General features: G+C 61.9%; 21 protein-coding genes and 1 pseudogene. 15 read left to right on the forward strand and 7 right to left on the reverse strand.

What is annotated here, in order from left to right:
* Window position 1 precedes the first annotated feature (1 nt).
* Both LB536_RS23365 and LB536_RS23370 read right to left on the reverse strand, forming a co-directional pair.
* Complete coding sequence (locus LB536_RS23365) at window positions 2-1,054, reverse strand: ABC transporter substrate-binding protein (RefSeq protein ID WP_224596733.1); 1,053 nt, start codon at window positions 1,052-1,054, stop codon at window positions 2-4.
* Window positions 1,051-2,235: an ABC transporter ATP-binding protein gene (locus LB536_RS23370; protein WP_411966573.1), complete on the reverse strand. Its 1,185-nt coding sequence runs from the start codon at window positions 2,233-2,235 to the stop codon at window positions 1,051-1,053. Before LB536_RS23370 ends, LB536_RS23365 begins: the two co-directional genes overlap by 4 nt.
* 298 nt (window positions 2,236-2,533) lie before the next feature.
* Here LB536_RS23370 and LB536_RS23375 point away from each other — a divergent pair, with 298 nt between their 5' ends.
* Together LB536_RS23375 and LB536_RS23380 are read left to right on the forward strand one after the other, a co-directional pair.
* Window positions 2,534-3,922 carry a PLP-dependent aminotransferase family protein gene (locus LB536_RS23375; protein WP_140812974.1) on the forward strand — a complete coding sequence of 463 codons (1,389 nt, stop codon included), beginning with the start codon at window positions 2,534-2,536 and terminating at the stop codon, window positions 3,920-3,922.
* Between the two features lie 3 nt (window positions 3,923-3,925).
* A complete protein-coding gene (locus LB536_RS23380) occupies window positions 3,926-5,185 on the forward strand; it encodes an NAD(P)/FAD-dependent oxidoreductase (RefSeq protein WP_224596737.1) in 1,260 nt (419 codons plus the stop codon).
* Window positions 5,186-5,511: 326 nt separating this feature from the next.
* Here the strand turns inward: LB536_RS23380 and LB536_RS23385 are convergent, their stop codons facing one another.
* From LB536_RS23385 to LB536_RS23400, 4 genes are all read right to left on the reverse strand, one after another.
* Window positions 5,512-5,958: a MurR/RpiR family transcriptional regulator gene (locus LB536_RS23385; protein WP_224596740.1), complete on the reverse strand. Its 447-nt coding sequence runs from the start codon at window positions 5,956-5,958 to the stop codon at window positions 5,512-5,514.
* Between the two features lie 48 nt (window positions 5,959-6,006).
* The gene (locus LB536_RS23390; protein ID WP_224596743.1) at window positions 6,007-6,372 is read right to left on the reverse strand and encodes a hypothetical protein; all 366 of its coding nucleotides are present in this window, start codon (window positions 6,370-6,372) and stop codon (window positions 6,007-6,009) included.
* A 228-nt stretch (window positions 6,373-6,600) separates the two neighbouring features.
* On the reverse strand, window positions 6,601-7,302 hold the full coding sequence (locus tag LB536_RS23395) for a C45 family autoproteolytic acyltransferase/hydolase (protein ID WP_224596747.1): 702 nt from the start codon (window positions 7,300-7,302) through the stop codon (window positions 6,601-6,603).
* Window positions 7,299-8,741 carry a PLP-dependent aminotransferase family protein gene (locus LB536_RS23400; protein WP_224596749.1) on the reverse strand — a complete coding sequence of 481 codons (1,443 nt, stop codon included), beginning with the start codon at window positions 8,739-8,741 and terminating at the stop codon, window positions 7,299-7,301. Before LB536_RS23400 ends, LB536_RS23395 begins: the two co-directional genes overlap by 4 nt.
* A 274-nt stretch (window positions 8,742-9,015) precedes the next feature.
* On the opposite strand from LB536_RS23400, the gene iolE reads away from it, so the two are divergent.
* The 13 genes from iolE (at window position 9,016) to LB536_RS23465 (ending at window position 23,347) form a co-directional block, all read left to right on the forward strand.
* Window positions 9,016-9,924 carry a myo-inosose-2 dehydratase gene (gene iolE, locus LB536_RS23405; protein WP_140812978.1) on the forward strand — a complete coding sequence of 303 codons (909 nt, stop codon included), beginning with the start codon at window positions 9,016-9,018 and terminating at the stop codon, window positions 9,922-9,924.
* A gap of 28 nt (window positions 9,925-9,952) precedes the next feature.
* Window positions 9,953-11,044, forward strand: a complete 1,092-nt coding sequence (locus tag LB536_RS23410) for an ABC transporter ATP-binding protein (protein WP_140812979.1) — start codon at window positions 9,953-9,955, stop codon at window positions 11,042-11,044.
* A 61-nt stretch (window positions 11,045-11,105) separates the two neighbouring features.
* On the forward strand, window positions 11,106-12,365 hold the full coding sequence (locus LB536_RS23415) for an extracellular solute-binding protein (RefSeq protein ID WP_224596751.1): 1,260 nt from the start codon (window positions 11,106-11,108) through the stop codon (window positions 12,363-12,365).
* Window positions 12,365-13,273: a carbohydrate ABC transporter permease gene (locus LB536_RS23420; protein ID WP_224596754.1), complete on the forward strand. Its 909-nt coding sequence runs from the start codon at window positions 12,365-12,367 to the stop codon at window positions 13,271-13,273. The genes LB536_RS23415 and LB536_RS23420 overlap by 1 nt, the downstream gene beginning before the upstream one ends.
* On the forward strand, window positions 13,270-14,088 hold the full coding sequence (locus LB536_RS23425) for a carbohydrate ABC transporter permease (RefSeq protein WP_224596755.1): 819 nt from the start codon (window positions 13,270-13,272) through the stop codon (window positions 14,086-14,088). The genes LB536_RS23420 and LB536_RS23425 overlap by 4 nt, the downstream gene beginning before the upstream one ends.
* Before the next feature lie 94 nt (window positions 14,089-14,182).
* Entirely contained in the window at window positions 14,183-15,175 is a 993-nt protein-coding gene (gene iolG / locus LB536_RS23430; protein ID WP_224596756.1) for an inositol 2-dehydrogenase, read from the forward strand.
* A gap of 25 nt (window positions 15,176-15,200) precedes the next feature.
* Window positions 15,201-16,139: a sugar phosphate isomerase/epimerase family protein gene (locus LB536_RS23435; protein WP_140764435.1), complete on the forward strand. Its 939-nt coding sequence runs from the start codon at window positions 15,201-15,203 to the stop codon at window positions 16,137-16,139.
* A gap of 252 nt (window positions 16,140-16,391) precedes the next feature.
* Window positions 16,392-17,318, forward strand: a complete 927-nt coding sequence (locus LB536_RS23440) for an ArsR/SmtB family transcription factor (protein WP_140764438.1) — start codon at window positions 16,392-16,394, stop codon at window positions 17,316-17,318.
* Between the two features lie 183 nt (window positions 17,319-17,501).
* Window positions 17,502-19,013 carry an alpha-N-arabinofuranosidase gene (locus LB536_RS23445; protein ID WP_224596757.1) on the forward strand — a complete coding sequence of 504 codons (1,512 nt, stop codon included), beginning with the start codon at window positions 17,502-17,504 and terminating at the stop codon, window positions 19,011-19,013.
* A gap of 48 nt (window positions 19,014-19,061) precedes the next feature.
* Window positions 19,062-20,153 (forward strand): ABC transporter ATP-binding protein, encoded by a 1,092-nt coding sequence (locus tag LB536_RS23450; RefSeq protein ID WP_224596758.1) that lies wholly within the window; start codon window positions 19,062-19,064, stop codon window positions 20,151-20,153.
* Between the two features lie 19 nt (window positions 20,154-20,172).
* Window positions 20,173-21,090, forward strand: coding sequence for a carbohydrate ABC transporter permease (locus tag LB536_RS23455; protein WP_224596770.1), 918 nt, complete (start codon window positions 20,173-20,175; stop codon window positions 21,088-21,090).
* Window positions 21,087-21,932 carry a carbohydrate ABC transporter permease gene (locus tag LB536_RS23460; protein WP_224596759.1) on the forward strand — a complete coding sequence of 282 codons (846 nt, stop codon included), beginning with the start codon at window positions 21,087-21,089 and terminating at the stop codon, window positions 21,930-21,932. Before LB536_RS23455 ends, LB536_RS23460 begins: the two co-directional genes overlap by 4 nt.
* Before the next feature lie 101 nt (window positions 21,933-22,033).
* On the forward strand, window positions 22,034-23,347 hold the full coding sequence (locus tag LB536_RS23465; protein WP_411966574.1) for an ABC transporter substrate-binding protein: 1,314 nt from the start codon (window positions 22,034-22,036) through the stop codon (window positions 23,345-23,347).
* Between the two features lie 306 nt (window positions 23,348-23,653).
* Here LB536_RS23465 and LB536_RS23470 read toward each other — a convergent pair.
* Window positions 23,654-23,761: pseudogene (locus LB536_RS23470) on the reverse strand (IS481 family transposase); the annotation flags it as partial.
* Between the last annotated feature and the right edge of the window lie 102 nt (window positions 23,762-23,863).

Consider the following 23,863-nt stretch of genomic DNA (forward strand, 5'->3'; position numbering starts at 1 on the left):
CCTACTGGGCAAGCCAGGCGTTGAAGCGCTTGACGAGATCCTCACCATAGTCGCCCCAGAACTCGGTGTCGGCGACAAGATAGGCGCCCTTGAGATGGTCCGGAGCGTTGGGCAGTTTCGGCAGCGCGTCCGCCGCCACGAAGGACGCGGCGTCGGTGCGCACCGGTCCGTAGGTGATGTAGCTGGCGAGCTTGGCGTTGTTCTCGGGCTTGCTAATATAGGCGAGGTACTTGTAGGCAAGCTCCGGATTGCGCGCGCCCTTCGGAATGCTGATCATGTCGTATTCGAGGATCTGGTCGTTCCAGACGATCTTGAACGGCTTCTTATCGGTGTCGATGGCGTTCTGGATGCGGCCGTTCCAGGCCGTGGTCATCACTACTTCCTTGGAGGCGAGAAGCTGCGCCGGCTGCGCGCCGGCATCCCACCAGACGATGTCCTTCTTGATGGTGTCGAGCTTCTTGAAGGCGCGGTCGACGCCTTCTGGCGTTGCCAGCACCTTGTAGACATCGGCAGGCGCCACGCCGTCGGCCATCAGCGCCCATTCGAGGTTCTGCGCCGGGAATTTGCGCATGGCCCGCTTGCCTGGGAATTTTTTGATGTCGAAGAGGTCGAGGACCGAGGTCGGCGCCTCCTTGAGCACCGTCGGATCATAGGCGAGGATGTCGCCGTAAGCGTCGAGCCCGACACCACAATCGAGCGCCGAGCCTTGGATGAATTTGTCGCGCGGCGCGATCTTGGAACAATCGAGCCGCTCAAGGATGCCGGCGTCACAACCCTGGAGCACGGTCGCGGTCTCCACCGTCACAAGATCGATGGGCACGTTGCCGGTCTCGACCATGGCTTTGACCTTGCCGAGATCGCCGAGATATTCCTGCTCGAGGATCTTGGCGCCGGTCTCCTTGCTGAACGGCTCGAACCAGGCCTTGCGCTGCGCGTCCTGCCAGGCGCCGCCGCTCGCCATGATGGAGAGCTCCTCGGCGAGGGCGGCGTGGCCGATCGTCATGACCGCCGTGGCGGTCGCGAGCGCGATGAGATATTTCCTCACATATTTCATGTCGTCTTCCCCTGTTTTGGAATGGCGCCCCCCCTTCCGGCATCGACCGGAAAGGCACGGCAATCATAGGGCGCGCAGGAGACCGTCACGGCCTCGCCGTTTGCCATCGTCGCTTCGGGACCGACCTTCACGGTCAGCACCTGGTCGTTGGCGAGTCTGGCTAGGAGGCGCAGGTGGTCGCCAAGATAGATGCGCCCGTCGACGGTTGCTGAGAGCGCGTTGCCGACGGCGGGTGCCGCCGCGAGGGTGAGCCGCTCCGGCCGGATGGCGACGTGACAGGCAGCGCCTTGCGTCACCCCGACAGCCAAAGCGGTGAGTTCTCCGCCGCCATTCAGCCTGACGCGGCACTCTTTGCCTGAAACGCGGTCGATGACTCCTTCCAGCGTGTTGTTCTCGCCGATGAAGCTCGCCACGAACGAGGTTTGCGGTGTGTTGTATAGGTCGTCGGGTGAGCCGAGCTGAGCGATGCCGCCCTGGTTGAAGACGGCGACGCGGTCTGACATCGTCAGCGCCTCGCTCTGGTCGTGCGTGACATAGACGACGGTGACGCCGAGCATGGTGTGCAACTGCTTGATCTCGAGCTGCATGTGCTCGCGCAATTTCTTGTCGAGCGCGCCCAGCGGCTCGTCCATCAGCACCAGGCTCGGCTGGAAAACCAGCGCGCGGGCAAGCGCCACGCGCTGCTGCTGGCCGCCGGAAAGCTGCGACGGCCGGCGATCGCCGAACTGCCTGAGCCGCACCATGTCGAGCGCGCGCGCCACGCGGGCTGCGATATCAGCCTTGCTCACCTGGCGGACGGAGAGGGGGAAGGCGACATTCTCCTCGACCGTCATGTGCGGGAACAGAGCATAGTTCTGGAACACCATGCCGATGTTGCGCTGATAAGGAGGCAGGCGGTCGACAGGCCGGCCTTCCAGCGTGATCGTGCCACGCGTCGGCCGCTCGAAGCCAGCGAGCATGTTGAGCGTCGTCGTCTTGCCAGAGCCGGAAGGGCCTAGCAGCGTCAGGAATTCGCCGCGTGCTACGGTGAGGTTCATCCGCGTCACCGCGAAGGTGCGGCCGTCATAGGATTTCTCGACGTCGGTGAACTCGACAAATCCCCGGCCGGCTGCACTGGTGGCCGGAGCGGCAAGCGAGACCATGGCCGGGGTGGCCGGCATAGCGGCCTCGCCGGTGCTCATTGTCTGCAATCCTGGACGCGGCCGATCGATTCGAGATGCGGTTTGCGATCCATGCCTCGTCCTCCCGGGAACCAGCCTGCCACTAGGCAGGTCGTCCGACTTGTATGGTCACACAATTAAGCTGAAGTCGACCATAGATGCGGACAACTTTGTCCGTCAAGGGAGTTTTTGCAAAGTTGTATGATTATTTTGATCGGCTATCTTGCGAACATATGTCAGACAAGCTCTATTGTACGGGGCGATGTCTTATGTTAGATGCCCACCGTGACACGTCCGTCAGCCTTGGTTCGAATCCCGCATGCTTCAAGATCTTCGCCTCGCGGAGGATGAAAGTCCGGTCTACCGCCGTCTTGCCGACGCGATCGCGGAACGCATCGCCGCCGGGACGCTCGCGGTCGGCGACCGGCTGCCGCCGCAGCGCGAGATCGCGCGGGCGCTGGGCATCAACGTCACCACGGTAACGCGTGCGCTCTCGACCCTGCAGGAGCAGGGCCTGCTCGAGGCGCGCCCTGGACGCGGCACGACCGTCGCCGCCCGTGACGTCGTCGAGCGGCCCGGCTTCGTATCGGCGCCGAGCGACCAGACCGGCATCATAGACCTTTCCGTGAACCGGCCGCCCACTTCCGCCTATCTCGATGCGGTCGCAGCGTTGCTGCCGCGCCTTTCCAAGGACCGGCACTATGCCGCGCTGCAGGATTACCATCCGCCGGAAGGACCGCTCTGGGGACGCGCGCCCATAGCCGACTGGCTGAAATCCGTCGCCGGCGATGGCGACCCGGGCCGCGTCGTTCTGGCCGCCGGCGCCCAGCACGGCCTGGACTGCGTTCTCGGTGCCGTCACCAGGCAAGGGGAGGTCGTGCTCGCCGACGAGGTGACTTACCAGGGTATCAACGCGCTCTGCCGCGTGCACGGGCTCGACTTGCGGGGCGTCGCCATGGATCGCGGCGGCATGCGCCCCGATGCCTTCGACGCCGCCTGCGTGCAATTGCGTCCGCGCGCGGTGTTCCTGGTGCCGACGTTGCACAATCCGACGACGATCACGCTGAGCGAGGAGCGCCGGCACCAGCTTGCCGCGGTCGCCCGGCGCCACAACGTGCTGATCATCGAGGACGACGTCTACCGGCCGCTGGCCGATGATCCGCCGCCGTCATTCGCCAGTCTTGAGCCCGAATTGACGATCCATCTCGGCGCGCTGTCGAAATGCCTGGCGCCGGGCCTGCGGCTCGGCTTCGTCATCGCCCCGCGCCCGATCGCCGGTCAGATCGCGGCGGCGCTGCGCATCAACTGCTGGAGCATCAGCCCATTGACGGCGCTGATCGGCGCGAGGCTGATCGAGGAGGGGGCGGCGGCCCGCATCATCGAGATCCAGAAACAGGAGCTGCGCCAGCGCCAGGCGATCCTGAGCGAGATCCTCGGCCGCTTCGACATCCAGGCGCATCCGACATCGACCCATGCCTGGTTGCGCCTGCCCGAGCCCTGGCGCGGCGCCGGCTTTGCTCGCACCTGCCTGGAACGCGGCGTGGCCGTGCTGCCGGGCGATGCCTTCGCGGTCGGGCGCGAGCCGGTGCAGCATGGCGTGCGCATCAATGTCGGCGCCGCGCGTTCCCAGGATGATTTGCGTTCAGCACTCACCACAATGGCCGAGCTGCTCGCGGCCGGCCATCTGCAACTGCCTGGCTTCGTCTAGATCATGATCTCCATACCCGCCGCGGCACCGAAAACCGTCGAGATCGCCATTGTCGGCGCCGGCGTCGTCGGTCTAGCGACAGCATTGCGGCTTGCCGGCGAAGGCCGCGAGGTGCTGCTTATCGATCCCAACGAGCCGGGCTCGGGCGCTTCGTTCGGCAATGCCGGAACGGTCGCCGAGTACGCCTGCATGCCGGTCGGCAACCCGGGAGTGCTGCGCGCGCTGCCGAAGCTGCTTTTCGATCGCGACAGCCCCTTCGCGTTGCGCTGGGCGGCACTTTTCCAGCTCGCACCGTGGCTGCTCCGCTTCGTCCGGCAGTCGCTTCCGGCGGCCACCCACGCCAATGCGCTGGCGCTCGCCGGACTGCTTGCCGAGTCCTTGCCGGCCTGGGAGGAGATGGCGGCCGAGGCTGGCGTCGCCGACCTACTGCGCCGCAACGGCTGCCTTTACATCTACCGTAGCGAGAGCGATTTCGTCGCCGCGGCTGGCGGACGGGCCATGCGCGCCAAGCTTGGCGTCCACCAGGAAGTTCTGACCGCCGAGCAGGTGGCCGCGCTGGAACCGCGACTGGCTGAGTTTCAGGCGCAGGGCCTCTTTTTCCCGGATTCGATCAATGTCTGCGATCCCAAGACGGTCATGCAGCGGCTGGCGGCGGCTGCTGCGGACCTCGGGGTCCAATTGGTGCGGGCGAAGGTCACCGGTCTGATGTCGGAGGCCGGCGGCGTCCGGCTGAGCGGCCCGGGCCTTGCCACCGTCGCGCGGACTGCAGTGATCGCGGCCGGCGCCTGGTCGCGGGCACTCGCCACGCAGGCGGGCGATAGAATCCCGCTGGACACCGAGCGCGGCTATCATCTGGAATTTCCGACCGCCGCGCCTTTGCTCAACCGGCCGGTATGCCCGGTTGATCTCGGCTTCTACATGACGCCGATGGAGGGCAGGCTGCGAGTTGCTGGCACAGTCGAACTCGGCGGGCTTGCGGCGCCTCTAAATCCGCGACGGCTGACGCTGCTCGATCGGGGTGTGCGGCAAATTTTTCCCGAACTCGGCCGGCCGTCATCCGAATGGCTGGGTTTCCGTCCGTCGCTGCCCGATTCGCGTCCGGTCATCGGGCCGTCGCGCAATACTCCCGGCGTCATCCACGCCTTCGGCCACGGTCATCTCGGGCTCACCTTGGCGCCAATCACTGCCTGCCTGGTCGCCGACGTGATCGCTGGGCGGGGAGATACGGCGCGCTTGGCGGCATTTGCTTCGGATCGGTTTTGACTGCGCCTCCAACCCTAACGCTTTTGGAGTTGGCGATCACCGCGAGCCTCGAACAGTACAGGGTGCGTCGTTGTAACGAGCCACAACTCAGCATGGATCGCCCACCGACTAAGACGACATGTTCCACAGGGCGAATGTAGTCTTGCATCTCGGCCGGCCAGCTTTGCTTTGAACGCACCGGAAAGCTGGCATCGCGGTCAGAAGCCGAGGATGTCGACGCGATCATCCAGACGGAACTTGGCTTTGCTGAAAGCAGAGCGGCTGCCGCGATCAGCCAACCTCTATGTTCATCTCCGCAATGAGCCTCTCGCGCCCGGCCAGTGAGTTTAGCGCCTTATCGCCCAGTTCGCGGGCGACGAGGTTGAGCAGCGCTTCGCAAAAGACAATATATGCGCCCATGCTGTTCGAGTAAAACTGCTGGCGTGCGGGATGAAGAAGGCATGCTCGGCCGGAGGAACGAGCGGCGAGGATCGGGAATCCGTGATCGCGATCACGCTCTGGCCGTTCGCAGTTGCAACCCGGCCGACCTCGGCGACGCTGCGTGTATAGGGCGCGCAGCTTGCGACGATGACCACATCGCCCGGCTCTAGCTGTGACAGCGCTTCGGCGACGCGCAACCGCGGCTCGTCCAGGAGCGCCACGTCGGAGCGTACCATCCCAAGGCAATAGGTGAGGAAGCTCGCCAGCGAATGGAACTGGCGGACACCGTGCACGCGCACGCGCCGCGCGCTGGCCAGCCGCGCGGTCGCGCCCTTCAGCGAGGCACCGTCCAACTGGCCGAGGAAGCCGTCGACATTCGCCGCCGTTTCCCGCGCCAGCCGCTAGAAGACCCCGACTTCGGCGCCGCCTGCCGACGGCGTGGTCATCAGCCTTCCTGCCTGGCGGCTGTAGAAATATTGCTGATCGTTGGCGATGGCCTTGCGGAAGACGGCCTGGAAATCGCTGAAGCCTTCGAAGTCGAGACGCTTGGCCAGCCTGGTCAGCGTCGACGGATTGATGCCGAACTGACTGGCAAGTTCCGAGATCGAGCGGACCGCGGACTGTTCGGGCGCGTCGACCAGCTTGGCGAAGACATCATGCGCCTTGGACCCGAGGGAAAAACCTGCTTCGTCGCGGCCGACCGAGAGCGCCAGCGCTCTCAGATCCTCGATGGTGCGCGGCGACTCAGCGACGACTTCGTCTGGCATTGCCCCGTTCCTGTTCACGTCGCGACAGGCACCAGCCTATCCCGCATTTCGAAGCGCGCTGCTTCGTGTGTTGCATCGTAGACAGCCCACTCGACCTTGTCAGCCCCGACGCGGAAGACGGCGCTTGCGAGTGTATTCTCGACATCGCTGTCGGCCGGATCGGTGCGATAGATCGGCAGCTCTTGGTCCGCCGCGTCCCACAATATGCCGAGCGCGCGGCTTTGCGGCTCAGACTGAGGCGCCTGATCCAGCAGCCGCTTCGCCCCGCCGCTGGCGCACGCCCGACGAACCGGTGACGATCTGCGACATGCGTCCGGTGTCGGCATGGATCAGATGGTTCGAATGGACACGCGCCGCTTCGACACGATCGGCCGACAGGGCTTGAGCGGTGAACTCCACGCTGAGAAGCCGCTCGTCTCCAGCTTGCGCCAAGGTGAGGTGAAAGGCGCCAGCGCGCGGTGCCGATCTGAGCAGCGCCAGCGCCGCGTCGAGACCGGGTGCGTCGAGCATAGCTCGGGCGAGCACCATGCGCGGCGTTCCCGCGCCGCCGGCTAGCGGCCGGATGTTGTTGACCGTCTGCACAAGCCCTCTCGACGTGACCGCGAATGTATGGCCGGGCAGCGAGCCGGGATAGACGAAGGCGGTGAATGCATTGCCGCCTTCGGAAGCGACATGGGCCAGTGCGCAATGGCCGGCAAAATCCGGGTCGCCATCTTCATTGTGGCCGATGACATGCGGTGAACCGGGCAATTGCACGGTCGTGCAGCCATCCGGAGCCATCGCCCATATGTCGCCGCGGCAGTTCCACAGGAAGACATCATCGAACCTCAATTCGAGTCCGCTGGCCAGGCCCTGCAGTTCGGCCCAGTATCGCGGAAACTGTTCAAATCGAGGGCCAACCACTGGTTCGTCGCGGGCAGACTGGCTCACGACAAAGTCCGCACGTGCTCGATGGCCTGGCGCAGACGTCGGATTCCCGCTTCACTCTCGGCCTTGTTGCAGGCGGCATAGCCAAGCACCAGGCCATTACCGGAGGATGACCAGTAATATTTCGACAGCGGCGATGCGTTGACGCCGAGTTTGTCTGCGCAATGCACGACCGCCCGATCGTCGCAACTTTCGTGAAGCGAGGCAACGACCTGGATTCCGGCTTCCGCCGCCGAAAGGGTCATGTGATCGGCCAGTTCGGTCTCGCACAATTCGTAGAAAAACTTGCGTCGCTCGGCGTAAATGCGACGCATGCGCTTGAGGTGGCGGCTCATGTGGCCTTCATCGATGAAATCAGCCAACGCCGCCTGAAGCACCAGGGGTGCGAACTGCCCGGTGGTGCTCAGGGCATGCGGAATGCCCTCGCACAAGGCGACGGGCAAGACCATGAACCCCAGCCGGAGCGCCGGAAACAGCAACTTGGCAAAAGTGCCGACATAGATGACCCGGTCAGCGTAATCCATGCTCTGTATGGCGGGGACCGGCCTTCCCTGAAATCTGTACTCGCCGTCGAAATCATCCTCGATGATCCAGGAATTGTTGCGCTCGGCGATTTCGAACAGCCGCAGCCGCTGGTCCATGCGCATTGTGATCCCCAAGGGATGCTGGCAGGCGGGCGTCACATAGATCAGGCGCGGTGAAACCTCGGGCTGGCTCATCTGCCAGCCGTCGCGGTCGACGACAAGCGGCAGAATATTGGCGCCAGCGACGGTGAAAGTCGCCTTGGCCGCGTAATAGCCCGGTTCCTCCAGCCAGACCGTGTCGCCCGGATCGAGCAGCAGACGCGCCAGCAGATCGAACGCCGCCTGCGCTCCCGTCGTCACGACGATCTGTTCGGGAGAACACCGCACCCCCCTGGCCGAGATCAGGTAGCCGGCAATTGCCTCCTTGAGCGCCGGCAGGCCGGTCACATGATAGGTGCCGAACAACATGTCGGCGCCATACGTTGCCCGGTGCGCGAGCAGCCTGCCCCAGACGCCAAACGGGAAGTTTTGCGGGTCCGGCATGCCCGGATGAAAGGCAAAGCGTCCCGGCGATCCGTGATGAAAGGGTTGCTGCATCAGGCTCTGGCCGCGCCTGGAAAGCGGGCGATGGATTGCCGTGGCCACGGGTTTGCTGCCTTGATCGGTAGAGTTCACGGGCAGGTCGATGACCACAGGGCGCGCGCCCTGCCGGCTTGCAAGATAGCCTTCCGTCGCCAACTGGTCATACGCACCGACGATAGTGTTACGGGCGAGGCCCAGATCCTCGGCCAGCGCGCGCGTCGACGGCAATTCCGATCCCGGTGCCAGACGACGCCCACGGATCATCGCGGCAATCTGCCGATAGAGCTGGCGATGGATCGGTTCATCGATTGTTCGATCGATGATCAGCGCGTCCATCGGAAAGGCTTGGCGCCTTCGCCTTGATATCTGCATCGGAAAAGCCTCGCGGCATGAGAGCGGATCGAGCTTAGGCGAGCGCCGCGCCGATTGAAACTGGCACCTTCACTTCCCATCAAACTGGCTCTCGCGATGGAGACAGATCGGCGCTTAGATGAAAAGAAAAGAGGGAACGACGGGCCAGACAGACCACAAGCGGAACGCCTTCACCGACCTGATTGGTTCGGATGAGGCGCCGCCAGCAATGGCACGGCCTGTCCGATGAGGAGCGATGATGGCTGTCCGCATAGGCATAAATCCGATCACATGGAGCAACGACGACGTGCCCGAGCTGGGCGGGGATACGCCACTCGAAGTCTGCCTTTCCGAAACTGCAGAAGCCGGCTATGCGGGAACGGAGCTCGGCGGCAAGTTCCCACGTGCCAGCAAGGTGCTGGCTGCGGTTCTCGCGACCCATGGCCTTAAACTCGTCTCCGGCTGGTACGATGGCCGGATCTGCGAAAAGGAGGTCGAGGAGGAATTCGAGGCCATCCTGCCGCATCTGACGCTGCTGCGCGACCTCGGCGCCAAGCACGTCGTCTACGCCGATACGTCGCGCGGCCGCCATGGCGCCATTCACGATCCTATCTCGCAGCGTCCCAAGCTTGCCGACGGCGAGTGGAAGTCCTACGGCAACAAGATAACGCGACTGGCCGAACGGTTCGCCGATTTCGGCGTCGGCATGGCCTTTCACCATCACATGGGAACCATCGTCGAGACGGATCACGAGATCGGCAGGCTGATGGCCGGTTCAGGGCAAGCCGTTGGCCTCCTCTATGACACCGGCCATTGCCTGTTTTCCGGCGGCGATCCCGAGGCGCTGCTGCGGCGGCATGTCGGCCGCGTCGTCCACGTGCATTGCAAGGATGTGCGACCGGATGTGCTGAAGCGCGCTCGCGCCCTGGATATGAGCTTCATGGGCGCGGTGATGGAAGGCATCTTCACCGTGCCGGGAGATGGGTCCATTGACTATTTGACGCTTTTGCGGGTGCTGGCCGACAATGGCTATGCTGGCTGGCTGGTGGTCGAGGCCGAACAGGATCCGGCCAAGGCCCACCCGCTCACCTATGCGACGATGGGCTATCGCAACCTGCGCGATCTGGCTCTCAAAGCCGGTTTCGAGGTCAAGGAACGGAAGAACTGATACCCTTCGGGGGCGCCGGGGAGCGGCAATGAGTTCTGTCCTGTACCAAAGTGTGGTCAAGAACTACGGCGCGCTGAACGTCTTGCGGTCGCTTGACCTTGCCGTCCCCGACCACATGTTCCTGGCCCTGCTCGGTCCTTCGGGTTGCGGCAAGACGACGGCGCTGCGCATCCTGGCCGGCCTCGACATGCCAAGCGCCGGCAAGCTCTTCATCGGCGAGCGTGAGGTCACCCGGCTGCAGCCGCGCGACCGCGACATCGCCATGGTCTTCCAGAGTTACGCGCTCTATCCGCAGATGACGGTCGGCGAGAACATCGGCTATCCCTTGTGGATCCGCGGCATGCCGGATGCCGAGCGTCGCGCCAAGATCGACGAGGTCGCAGCGGTTCTCGAGATCGGCCACCTGCTTGATCGCCGACCGCGCCAGCTCTCCGGTGGCCAGAGGCAGCGCGTGGCGCTTGCACGCGCCATTGTTCGCGATCCGGCGGCCTTCCTCATGGACGAGCCGCTGTCGAACCTGGACGCAAGGTTGCGCCTGACCATGCGCGGCGAGATCAAGCGGCTTTGCCAGCGGCTCGGCGCAACCACCCTCTATGTCACCCACGACCAGGTCGAGGCCTTGACCATGGCGGACTTCGTCGCGGTGATGCACGGCGGGGAGCTGCAGCAGATGGCTCCGCCGGCCGACATCTACGACCGCCCGGCCAACCGTTTCGTCGCCACCTTCGTCGGCAATCCGCCGATGAACATCCTTCCAGTCACACTGGCCGACCAAGGCATCGCGATCGGTGGAACGCCGGTTGCGATTCCCGCCGCCCGGCTGGCGGCGTGCCGCGCGGCGCAAGTAGTCGAGATCGGCCTGCGGCCGGAAGACATGAGCGTTGCGGAACCGGGCGCCCCCAACGCACTGCCCGGCGAGATCTATGTCGTCGAACCGATGGGCAACGAGACGCTGGTCAACATGCGCCTTGGCGGCGGCAATGTCTCGGTCCGCGCGGGCCGCGACTTCAGGGGCGCGGTAGGCGCCAATATCGCGGTCACTTTTGATGTGTCGAACGCATGCTTCTTCAATTCGGCCGGCCTGACGGCCGTCCACAGGGTCAACAGTGATGGAGAGTGAAATGACGCAGTCCCGCAGAAGCAGACTTACTCGCCGCTCCGTACTCAAGGGAGGACTTGGCTTGGCGCTTGCCACCACCGCCCTTACCGCAATCGGCCTGCCTGTCCCGGCCAGGGCGGCCGGCAAGAAGGTGATCATTGGGGCCTTCGCCGATGGCGGCCTGACGCCGTTCAAGCAGAAGATCATCCCACTGGCCAAGGATGCCGGCTTCGACATCGAATTCCTCGAGGATGAATATGGCGTAACGCTCGAGAAGTGGTTCGCCGACGCCAAGAACAGCGCCGGCCAGTACGACCTCTATCTTCTCGACGATCCATGGGTGCCGCAGTTCGGCGCCGCCAATGTGCTCGAGGATCTCGGCGCGGCCGGTATCGACGGCGGCGACAAGGACTGGATCGGCTCGATGATCGACATGGGCTACTGGCCGCCGCAGAAGGGCGCGCGCGTGAAAGGCTTCGAAACCGCCACGCCGACGCTGATCTGCGTGCCGTTCGTCGGCGATCTGCAGACCCTGACCTACCGCAACGATGTCTACACGAGCGGCGCGCCGAAGACCTGGGACGAGGTCATCGCCAAGGGCAAGGAAGGCGTTGCGGCCGGCAAGATCAAATATCCGGTCGTGTTCCGCGGCGTTTCCGGAAATCCGATCGTGACCAGCTGGTATCCGGTCTTCCTGTCGTTTGGCGGCTCCTTCTTCGACGACAAATGGAATCCGGTTTTCAATTCCGCCGAAGGCAAGGCCTCCGCCGAATTCTTCGTCGGCACGATGAAGCAGAACGCGCCGAGCGGCGTCGTCGAATTCGACTCCGATCAGGAAGGTGCGGCGATCCTGGGCGGCGAGGCCGGCGCGATCATCCAGTATTCCGGCAATGCGCTGAAGGCCGACGATCCGACACAGACCAAAGTGGCGGGCAAGCTCGATTTCGGCGTCGTGCCGAAGCAGACCGCGGCGATCGCCCAGATGGGCATCTTCATCGCCGGCATTCCAAAATCGGCGCCCAACAAGGCCAATTCGGTCGAATTCCTGAAGTGGTATGTCAGCGCCGACATCCAGGCCAAGCTCTCGGAAGCAGGTTCCATTCCGGTCAAGCGCAGCGCCTTTGGCATCGCCAAGCCCGGCAACCGGCTGATCCCGGTCGCTCTGCAGCAGCTCGACGCCGGCGCGCTGCCGCGGCCGCGCACGCCCGACTGGGCCAAGGTCGAGGAACTACTCGGCATCGAACTCAACAAGGCGCTGCAGGCCGGCTCGGGCGGCGGCGCCGCGTTGGACAATGCAGCCAAGCAGGTCAAGGACTACCTGTCTTCGGTCGGCTACTACTGATGGCAAATGGCGGGACGCAGAGCCGCAAATACCGTCTGCAGGGGGCGGGACTCGACCTCGCCCTCCCTTATCTCATGCTGGCGCCAGGCCTGCTGGTCGTGCTTGGCGTGCTCGTCTATCCCTTGTGGGACGGTCTGCGCGCCAGCACCAAGGTCTATCGCTACGGCTCGGTCGTCGCCGATGTCGGCATGCAGAACTACATCAAGCTGTGGAGCGATCCGCAGTTTCTGAACTCGCTCCGGGTGACGGTCGAATTCGTCGCCCTGTCGGTCACCTTCGAGGCAATCCTGGGCTTTGCGCTGGCATTGTTCTGCCTGCGGGAGTTTCGCGGCATCCGCTTGCTCAGGACGATCCTGATCATCCCGATGGTGATAACGCCCGTCGTCGTCGCCATCGTCTTCCGGCTGATCTATGCCAGCGACGCCGGTATGCTGACGGCGATTTCCGAGTGGATGGGCGGCGGCCAGGTGCAGATCCTCGGCAGCCCCGTCAAGGCCTTCTTCGGCCTTGTCGTTCTCGATGTCTGGGAATGGACGCCGCTGATGTTCCTGATCCTGCTGGCCGGCCTGCAGTCGCTGCCGCACGAACCCTTCGAGGCCGCCCGCGTCGACGGCGCCGGCAACTGGCGGGTGTTTGCCGACCTGACCTTTCCGATGATGCGGCCCGTGCTGGCGATCGCCATCGTGCTTCGAACGATCGACGCCTTCGGCACGTTCGACCAGGTGTTCGTGCTCACCCGGGGCGGACCGGGCGAGGCGACGCGGCTGGTCTCGATCTATGGCTACGACACTGCCTTCAAGTTCCAACAGACGGGCTATGCGGCAGCACTTTTCGTCACCATCGGTCTCGTCGTGCTTGCGCTGGCCTTCAGCGCTGTGCGGCTTTTGCGCAGGGTCGACGCGTCATGAACAGTCGTCCGGCCCGGATCGGGGTGATGAGCGCGGTGCTGGCCATCGTGCTCTTGCCTATCTACTGGCTCGTCTCGACATCGCTGAAGTCCAATCGCGAGATCACCCAGGAGGGCACGCTCTATCCGCATGTCCCGACACTGGACAATTACATCAGGCTGTTCACGGAGAAGCAGTTTGGCGCCTATCTGACCAACTCGCTGGTGGTGACGTTCTTCTCCGTTGCGATCGCCCTGGTGGCCGGCGCGATGGGCGCCTATGCGATCGCGCGCTTTCGTCTGCCTTTCGCGATGGAGCGCAAGGTCGGATTGTTCCTGCTGACGCTGCGCATCGTGCCGCCGGTCGTCATCCTTATTCCGGTCTACCTGCTGATGCTCAAGCTCGGCCTGCTCGACAGCTGGCTGGGTCTGATCGCCACCTACACCGCCTTCAACATCACCTTCTGCGTCTGGATGATGGAGAGCTTCTTTCGGGAGATCCCCGTGGATCTGGAGGAAGCCGCCATGGTCGATGGCGATTCCCGTTTCGGTGCGTTCCGGCGCATCACACTGCCGCTGGCGGCACCCGGCCTCGCGGCGACCGCCATCTTTGCCGTGCTGGTCACCTTCAACGAATTCCTGTTCGCGCTGGCGCTGACGGCCACGCCCCGGGCGATGACGATGCCGCGCGGCACCGCCACGCTGATCGGCCGCATCGACACCGACTGGGCCTCGATGTCGGCGGCCGGCGTCATCGGCGCGTTGCCGATCGTCTTCTTCGCGCTGCTGGTGCAGCGCCATCTGGTTCGCGGGCTGACCATGGGAGCCGTGAAATGACGACGCGGCCCGGCAGCCACCCACCTCAATCAAGTCGCCTCGGCCACGCACATGGCAGCCCGGCACCGCGCGGCCTTTCAGGGAAATCAAACGCATGATCGATGTCTGTCTATTTGGAGCGGGCCTCATCGGCCAGGTGCACGCAGGCAATCTGGCGCGCCATCCCCGCGTGCGCCTGCGCTACATCGTCGATCCGAACACCGAGGCGGCCTCGAAGGTCTCTGCCCTGACAGGGGCCGAGATCGCCGACACCCAGACCGTGATGAATGATCGATCGATCCGCATGGTGTTCATTGCTTCGGCAACGAGAACGCATGCGGACCTGGCCATGGCCGCGGCCGCCAGAGGCAAGGCGATCTTCTGTGAAAAGCCGATCGATCTTGATCTCAAGCGCACGGATCAATGTCTGGCGGCTGTCGAGAAGGCAGGTGTGCCCTTTCAGATCGGATTCAACCGTCGGTTCGACCCGAGTTTTCGGGCGCTGAAGACGCGCCTTGGGCGAGGTGAGATCGGCGCCGTTGAACAGGTCATCATCACCAGCCGGGATCCGGAACCGGAAACCGAGGAAGCGCTGGCCGGAGGAGGGGGCGTCTTCCGGGAGATGACCATCCACGACTTCGACATGGCACGAAACCTATTGGGCGAGGAGCCGGTGGAGCTCTTCGCGACCGGGTCGTCACTTGTCGCGCCGCAATATGCCAAGCTGGGGGACTACGATACCGCGATGTTCGTGCTGCGCACGGCGTCCGGCCGGCAATGTCATATCAACAACAGCGTCAGGGCCTCCTACGGCTACGACCAGCGCATCGAGGTGCATGGCGCGGATGGGATGCTGCGGGCCGGCAACAGGATGCCGACATCGGTCGAAATATCAGGCGCAAAGGCGATATCGCGCGACAAGCCCTATTACTTCTTCGTTGAGCGCTATGCCGAGTCCTACGCCGCCGAGATCGATCATTTCATTATCTGCGTCGAAACAGGGCGACGGCCCGACGTCACAGCAAGCGACGCCCGCAAAGCGATGATCCTGTGCGAGGCGGCGCTTGCCTCCGCCAAGTCGGGCAGGTTCGAGACCGTTAGATTTTAGTGCAATCGAAACGAGGAGCTTCCAGATGAAGATCGGGATGATTACGGACAGCCTCGGCGACCTCTCATTCGACGAGATGCTGCGCGCCTCGGCCGAGCTTGGACTTCAGACATTGGAGTTCGCCTGCGGCAATTGGTCGTCGGCGCCCCATATCGACCTGCAGGCCATGCTGGCAAGCGCCGCCACGCGCAGGGAATTCGTTGCCAAGATCCGGGGTCACGGACTGACCATCGCAGCGCTCAATTGCTCGGGCAATCCACTGCACCCGGGGCCGGAGGGGAAGGTCCACCATAACGTGACACAGGATACCATTCGGCTGGCCGGCCTGATGGAGATCGATCGTGTAGTCATGATGTCGGGCCTGCCGGGCGGACCAGGTGATGCAAACCCGAACTGGATCATCACCGATTGGCCGCCGGAATGCCTCAAGATCCAGCGCTATCAGTGGGAAGAGCGGATAATTCCCTACTGGCGCGACCTCGTGGCGTTTTCAAACAACCTCGGCATTCATAAACTATGCCTGGAACTGCATGGCCATCAGGCCGTGTACAATGTCCAGACATTGTTCAAGCTCCGGGACGCTGTCGGAGAAACGGTTGGCGCCAACTATGACCCTAGTCATCCGCTGTGGATGGGGGCGGACCCGATTGCCGCCATTCGCACGCTCGGCTCGGCCATCTACTATGTCCACGCCAAGGATACCCGGATTGAGCCAATCACCGCGGCCATCGACGGCACGCTCGATTCGCGCCCACCGAACCTCTATGCCGAACGAGCCTGGAATTACATCACGCTCGGATACGGTCACGGTGAGACCTGGTGGCGGCAGTTCTGTACCGCGCTCAAGCAGGTTGGCTACGACGATGTCTTGTCCATCGAGCACGAGGACGTGATGCTGACCCCGATGGAAGGTATGCGAAAATCCGTTGCGCTCCTGCGCAACGTCGCAATCAACCTTAAATAAAGCGGGGACTTGCCGAGGTTCGGGCTGAGAGAGCATCGCCCGACGATGAACTTGCGATCTCCGACGAGCCGAGCTTTGACGGCGTCCGAAGTGCCCGTGCCGAACCTGATCCTCCGGCGTGGCCCGCGCGCCCAACACTGCGCGGTTGCGATCAATTAAAGTGACTTGGAGTCGGTCAGCGCATTGATTAAATCAGATTCCAAGATATACACGACAATTTCGGATATGGATTTCATTTAGACTGGCCAATCGATGAGTCGCAATTTTCTGGTGATCGAACCTGAGGAAGGCATGGCCGTCCTCAAGGGGCTGGCCTCTTCGGCGCGCATCTCGATGCTGAAACTGCTGCATGAGAAAGGGCCGATGAATGTCAATGACATCGCCGCCCTGCTGTCGCTGCCGCAGTCGACGGTCTCGACCAATATACAGGTGCTCGAGGATGCTGGCCTGATCCGCACCGAGAACCAGAAGGCGAAGAAGGGCAGCCAAAAGATCTGCTATCCGACCGCTGAGGAAGTGCTAGTGGTCTTCAAGAGCGAGTATCGTTCGCTCAAGAACGACGCGATCGAAGTGTCGATGCCGATTGGGCTATACACTGGATTCGAGGTCACCGCGCCCTGCGGTCTCTGCTCGGCGGATGGGATTATTGGTCTCCTCGATGTGCCCAACACTTTCCTCGACCCAGACCGTATGAAGGCTGGTCTGTTGTGGTTCACGCGCGGCTTTGTCGAATACCAGTTTCCCAACAATGCCAAGCTCGCCAATGCCGAGATTACCGAACTCGAACTGGTGACGGAACTGTCCTCGGAAGTGCCTGGCACCAGCGCCGACTGGCCCTCCGACATTACGCTGACGATCAATGGCGTAGATGTCGGAACGTGGACGTCACCTGGCGATTTCGGCGACAAGCGCGGCGTCTTCACGCCCTCTTGGTGGAAGCTCAAGGGCTCGCAATATGGCAAGCTGAAGAACTGGCGAATTTCCACCGACGGCACCTATGTCGACGGTGTCAGGATTTCAGAAACCAGCCTTGCCGTCCTCGACCTCAAGGGTCATCATTCAATCCGGGTCCGTATTGGCGTCAAGGACGATGCCAAGCGTCCCGGCGGCATCAATATTTTCGGCAAGGGATTTGGAAATTACGATCAGGACATCCTGCTCAGGATCAAAACCGGTTGATATCATCAAATCGGGTCTCAAAAATAGCGCAGTGATTTCAATATATTGATTCCATTTACGACCGAGATTGTCAGTCAATTGTCAGACTTTTGGTGGTTTTTCGCTTGACGAATGGGTCCTGCTTCCCTTTGATATCGGATAAGGTGATGTAAATCATCATTTGTGATATTGAGGGAGGAATGCATGAAGGCAGCCATTACGGCGCATCCGCACTATGTTGTCTCGGAAATCGATCCGAGGCTCTACGGATCCTTTATCGAGCATCTGGGGCGGGCGGTCTACACCGGCATCTATGAGCCCGGCCATCCAACGGCAGATACCAATGGCATGCGTCAAGACGTCATCGATCTTGTCAGGGAACTCAACGTTCCGATCGTCCGCTATCCCGGCGGCAATTTCGTGTCCGCTTACAATTGGGAGGACGGTGTCGGCCCCAAGGAAGAACGCCCGGTGCGCCTCGACCTCGCCTGGCACACGTCGGAAAGCAACGAAGTCGGCCTGCATGAATTTGCGAACTGGTGCGCGTCCGCCAACACCGAGATGATGCTTGCCGTCAATCTCGGCTCGCGTGGCCTCGATGAAGCCCGCAATTTTCTTGAATACACCAATCATCCAGGCGGAAGTGAGTGGAGCGACAAGCGTATCGCCAACGGCCGCAAGGAGCCCTTCGACGTCAAGCTGTGGTGCCTCGGCAACGAAATGGACGGCCCCTGGCAGATCGGCCACAAGACCGCCGATGAGTATGGCCGTCTAGCCCATGAGACCGCCAAGGCCATGCGCGCTTTTTCCAAGTCGCTCGAACTGGTGGTCTGCGGCTCTTCGAATGCCAAGATGCCAACCTATCCCGAATGGGAGGCCACCGTCCTCGACCATACCTACAACGAGGTCGACTACATCTCGCTGCACATGTATTTCGACAACGAAGCCAATGACGCACCGAATTATCTCGCGATGAGCGAGAAGCTCGACGCCTACATCGTCTCGGTCGCCGGTGTCATCGACTATATCAAGGCCAAGAAGCGCTCCAGCAAGCAGGTCTACATCTCGTTCGACGAATGGAACGTCTGGTACCATTCCAAAGAGCAAGACAAGAAGATCCTCAGCGGCAATGACGGTTGGCCCTTCGCTCCACCATTACTCGAAGACATCTACAATTTCGAGGACGTGCTGCAGGTCGGCCTGATCCTCAACACCTTCATCCGTCGTTCCAATGTGGTCAAGATCGCCTGCCTGGCGCAGCTGGTGAACGTGATCGCGCCGATCATGACCGTTCCGGATGGCCCAGCATGGCGCCAGACGATATTCTATCCCTATCTCTATGCCTCGATCTACGGACGTGGCAATGCGCTGGATCTCAAGCTGGACAGCCCGACCTACAAGTCCACCGTCGCGGGCGAGGTTTCCTGCGTCGACGTGGCCGGCGTGCATGACACCAAAACCGGCCATGTCACCTTCTTCGCCGTCAACCGGCATTCGAGCGAGGCGATCGAAACCGTGATCGACATCACCGGTTTCGGCGCGGCAGACATCGTTGATCACCAGGTGATAACGCACGTGGATTTGAAAGCCGTCAATTCGGCCGGGAATCCCGGCAACGTCGGCCCCAGGAAGGGGGAGGGCGCCTCAGTGGCTGGCGGCAGTCTGAGCCTATCGCTGCCGGCCTATTCCTACCAGATGATCCGCCTGAAACTCTGACCTCGGGCGAACCATCGAAAAGTGCATGCGCTGAGGAGGAGCGTCGACGTGACGGCCGAGATCGAAATCAGGAATGTGAGCAAGCATTTCGGTGCCATGACGGTGCTGGAGGATCTGTCGCTCTCCATCAAGGCACGCGAATTCATCGTGTTTCTCGGGCCGTCCGGATGCGGGAAATCGACGCTTCTGCGAATGATCGCAGGCCTCGAAACTGTTGATGGCGGCGAGATCGCCATCAACAACGAGCGTATCGATCATCTGCCGCCGGGCAAGCGCGGTATTGCCATGGTGTTCCAGTCCTATGCGCTTTATCCGCATATGAGCGTGCGCGACAACATGGCCTTCGGGCTTGAGAATATCGGCATGTCGCGCGAAGTCATTGACGCGCGGATCAACGAAGCCACCCGCATCCTCGAAATGGCGCACTTGCTCGAGCGCAAACCGGGTCAGCTCTCGGGCGGCCAGCGCCAGCGCGTCGCCATCGGCCGTGCGATCGTAAAGGAGCCGAAGGCGTTCCTGTTCGACGAGCCGCTCTCCAATCTCGATGCGGCTTTGCGGACCCGCACACGCATCGAACTTGCCCAGCTTCACCAGCGCTTGCAATCGACAATGATCTTCGTCACCCACGACCAGGTCGAGGCGATGACGCTCGCCGACCGCATCGTCGTCATGAACAATCGCAGGATCGAGCAAATCGGCTCTCCCATGGAGATCTACGAGCGCCCCGCGACCAAATTCGTTGCAGGCTTCGTCGGCGCGCCGGCGATGAATTTTGTCGAGGCGACGCTCGACAGATCGGGTGCGAACGCCTCAGTCAGGTTGGCGGACGGGACGTCGGTTCAGACCGAGATCGCGTCCAGCCAGTTGACCGATCGCAAGCACAGCTTCGGCATCCGTTCGGAAGATGTCCGCATCGTTCCTGCAGGGCAGGGCAATACCGACGGGGTGGTCGATGTGCTCGAGCGGCTCGGCGAACGCACCTTGATCTACGCACGGCTGGGCGATGGCCAGCAGATCGTCGGCTCCGATGTCGGCAACAGTCGTGTCGCTGTCGGCCACAAGGTCGGGCTAGCCTTCGATGGCCAGAAATCGCATCTGTTCAATGAGACAGGGCGCGCCTGGCACACGAGGGAGGCCTGACGTGGCCGATGGGTGGACGATGCCGCGGACCGCAACGCCGGCTGCCAGCGTCAGGGCCCCGAGCGTCGATATCTACGCGCCGCAATGGCGAAATTTCATTTTCGTCGCGCCATTCCTGTTCTTCTTCACGACGCTGCTCATCTTCCCGCTCCTCTGGGGGATGTGGCTGAGCTTCCACAAGGCCGACACTTTCTCGTCCGGAAATTTTGTCGGTCTTGGCAACTATATCAGGCTGTTTCACGACAAGGTGTTCCTGCAATCGGTCTGGAACACCTTCTACTTCGTGCTCCTGACGGTGCCGACGCTGGCGCTGATCGGCCTTTTCCTCGCGCTTTGCCTCAACCGCCGCACGCGCACTGCCGCTGTGCTGCGGACCCTGTTCTTTTCCTCCTCGGTGCTGTCGGTCACCATCGTCACACTGATCTGGCGCATCGTGTTCATTCCGAATGTCGGCCTGCTGTCGACGATCTACGGATGGTTTGGTGCCACCGCCCCAGCTTTCATTTCCGATCCAAGCCTTGCGATGATCGGTATCGCCGTTGCCACCGTCTGGTGGTGCATCGGTCTGCCGATGATGCTCTTTCTCTCGGCTTTGCAGCAGATACCGCAGGATATCTACGAAGCGGCGGCCCTCGACAATGCCAATCGCTGGCAGACCTTACGCTCGATCACGCTGCCGTCGATCAAACGCACTTTCGTCCTGGTGATCATCATCCAGATAGTGCTGCAATTCCAGCTGTTCGGCCAGGCCTGGCTGATGACGCGCGGCGGTCCCAACAACCTGACCAAGCCGATCGTGCTCTACATCTATGACACCGCATTCCGCCGCTGGGACCTGGGCATGGGTGCCGCGGCATCGGAAATCCTGTTCATCCTCATCCTGATCGCAGCCATGGCCCAGTACCTCATCACACGCAACAAGGCACACCAGGCATGAGTGCTCCAGCCTCCATCAAGGGACGGGCATTTGGCGACCGCGTGTTGTTGGCCCTCGTCATCCTGCTTTCGATCGTCATGATCGCCCCGGTTCTGTGGGTCATCGGCCTGTCGCTCAAGGAAAATGCCGAGCTGATGGCCGATCCGAATTCGGTGTTTCACGCGCCCTACACCCTCAAGAACTACCTCAACACCATTGGTACCTCGTCGGTATTCCTCTGGGTGGGCAACAGCATCATCGTCTCGGGCGGATTGACACTCGGCACGCTGGTTTTGTCATCGCTCGCCGGCTATGGTTTTGCACGGCTGAACTTCCCCGGCCGAAACATCCTGTTCGTGATCGTGCTCTTCGGTCTGGCGGTTCCGGAACAGGCCGTGCTTGTCGCCCGCCATCAGATCTTCAGCATACTGAAGTTCCACAACACCTATCACGGGCTCATTCTCCCCGGCCTGTCGGCTTCGTTCGGCGTCTTCCTGATGACCCAATATTTCAAGGCCATCCCGAAGGAGCTGGACGAAGCCGCCATGTTGGACAATGCCAGCCGGTTCAGGATTTTCTGGAAGGTGCTTTTGCCACTCACGGTGCCTGCACAGGCAACCCTCGGCATCTTCACCTTCCTTGGCGCATGGAACGACTATTTGTGGCCGCTGATCTCGGCAACCAAGAAGGACATGTACACGCTGACCGTCGGCATGGCTTCGACACAGACCAATTTCGCCCAGTCTGAAGGTATCGGCTTCCTGATGGCGCAGGCGGTGTTCGCTGGCGCGCCGATCCTCATCGTCTACCTCTTTTTCCAGAAATACATCGTTACGGCCGTCTCAGGCGCCGCGGTCCGATAACGAAATTGCCCGACGGCAGGGGAGTGCGCTGCGGCGACGGAAAGCATGAAGCCAATCCAGGGTGGAGAGGCGGAAACTCAGTAGGAGGAACTGATATGAAAATGCAGAAAATACTGTTTGCCGCGGTCTCCGCGGGCGTAATGCTGCTCGCCAGCCCGAGCCTTGCAGCGACGGAACTGACCGTGCAGCGCTTCTTCGGTGCCTGCGATGCCAATTTCGGCACAAACACCGATGTCGGCAAGGCTGTTGGCGAATGCGGCATCATCACGTCGCTGATCAACAAGTTCAACGCCGACAATCCCGACGTGCACATCAACGTCACCACCGTGGAATGGCCGGGCTATGACCAGCTGACCGCACAATTCGCTTCGGGCGATGCTCCAGACATCGTCACGATCCACGAATCCGCGCTGTCGGACTATCAGTCCAAGGGCCTGTTGATGCCGCTCGACGATCTCTTGAAGTCCATCGGCGTCACACCTGAAGCCTTCACGGACGCAGCGCGCAACGGCGCCACCAAAGACGGCAAGATCTACGGCTTGCCGATCGACAGCTGGACGATGCTCTATCACATCAATATGGATCTCTTCAAACAGGCTGGTCTCGTCAATGCCGACGGCACTCCGATGCTTCCGACATCGCCTGAGGAACTGCTCGCCCAGGCCGAACAGTTCAAACAGAAAACCGGCAAGCCCTACTTCGTTCAAAACCTGGCCAATGAGACGGCACTCTACACGCGCAATCTCTACACCTATCTCTTCCAGCAGGATTCCGACTTTTTTGCCGATCCGAAGCATGTGAAGCTCAATACGCCGGAAGCCAAGAAGGTCGTAGAGATGTACAAGGCGATCTTCGACAAGGGCTACACTACCAAGGACCTCGACTACGGCGGCGCTATCAACGCCTTCCTTGCCGGTGACGGTGGCGTTCAGCTCAACGGCACGTGGGTCGTCGGCGACAACAATGCCCAGTCCGAAACCAAGGGCACGGCGCTCAACAAGGGCGGCTACGCGGTCTACCCGTACCCGCAGCTGTTTGGCGGCGCCCATGCGCAATATGCCGATGGCCACACCTGGGCAGTCTCGCAGAAGGACCGCACGCCTGAACAGACCGCGGCCATCGGCAAGTTCCTGAAGTTCTTCGCCGACAACGACTTCGAATGGTCGCGCACCGGGCACCTGCCAGCATACAAGGCCATCATCACCTCGGACGCCTTCAAGGCACTGCCGCATCGCAACACGATTGCCGCCATCTCCGATCTCGGCAGGCCGTTGCCGTCAGCGGTGCAGCGTCAGTTTGCGATCCAGGACATTGTCGGCGAAGAGATGAGCGCTGCAATCACCGGCCAGAAAGACGTCGACGCCGCGCTTGCGGACATGGAAAGCCGCGTCAACGAATTGCTTGCCAACATCTGACCACAGGTTTCCCGGGGAGTTGTCCCGACGCCCCCGCGGCTGGAAACAGTCGCGGGGGCTTTTTCTGTCAGATGACGAAGTGAGACCGTCGACCCTGTAAGGTACATGGGATATCGCGCTTTGACGCAACCACGGATGACGTTGAGCCTGTCGGATCCGAATGGAAATGACGCGGAGTACCCTGGATGTTCAGTCCCGGCATTTGCTGGAGCGGATTGAATCCGAAACGTTCGGGTCATGTAGTCCACGCCCTGCAGATGAATTCATAGGCGTGAGGCCCTTGAGGGTTTTGAGCCTCCGGGCGAAGTTGTATGCGTAGCGCTTGGCCAGCGCCCTCAAGCTCTCTTGACTATGTTGTATCGCTCGACGGACCGCCTCTGTCGTCGTGCCGCTCCCATGGAGAACCTGAGCCAGGCTGCCTCCTTTGATTCGGGAGATAAGCACTACTTTGGCAGTTTAGGTTTGAGGGCGTGTGCGGTCAGCTTCTGACAGTGAGGACATCTGCGGGGTGGCGAT

It is taken from the genome of Mesorhizobium sp. ES1-3 (assembly GCF_020164795.1).
In the GTDB taxonomy this organism is placed as follows: Bacteria; Pseudomonadota; Alphaproteobacteria; order Rhizobiales; family Rhizobiaceae; genus Mesorhizobium.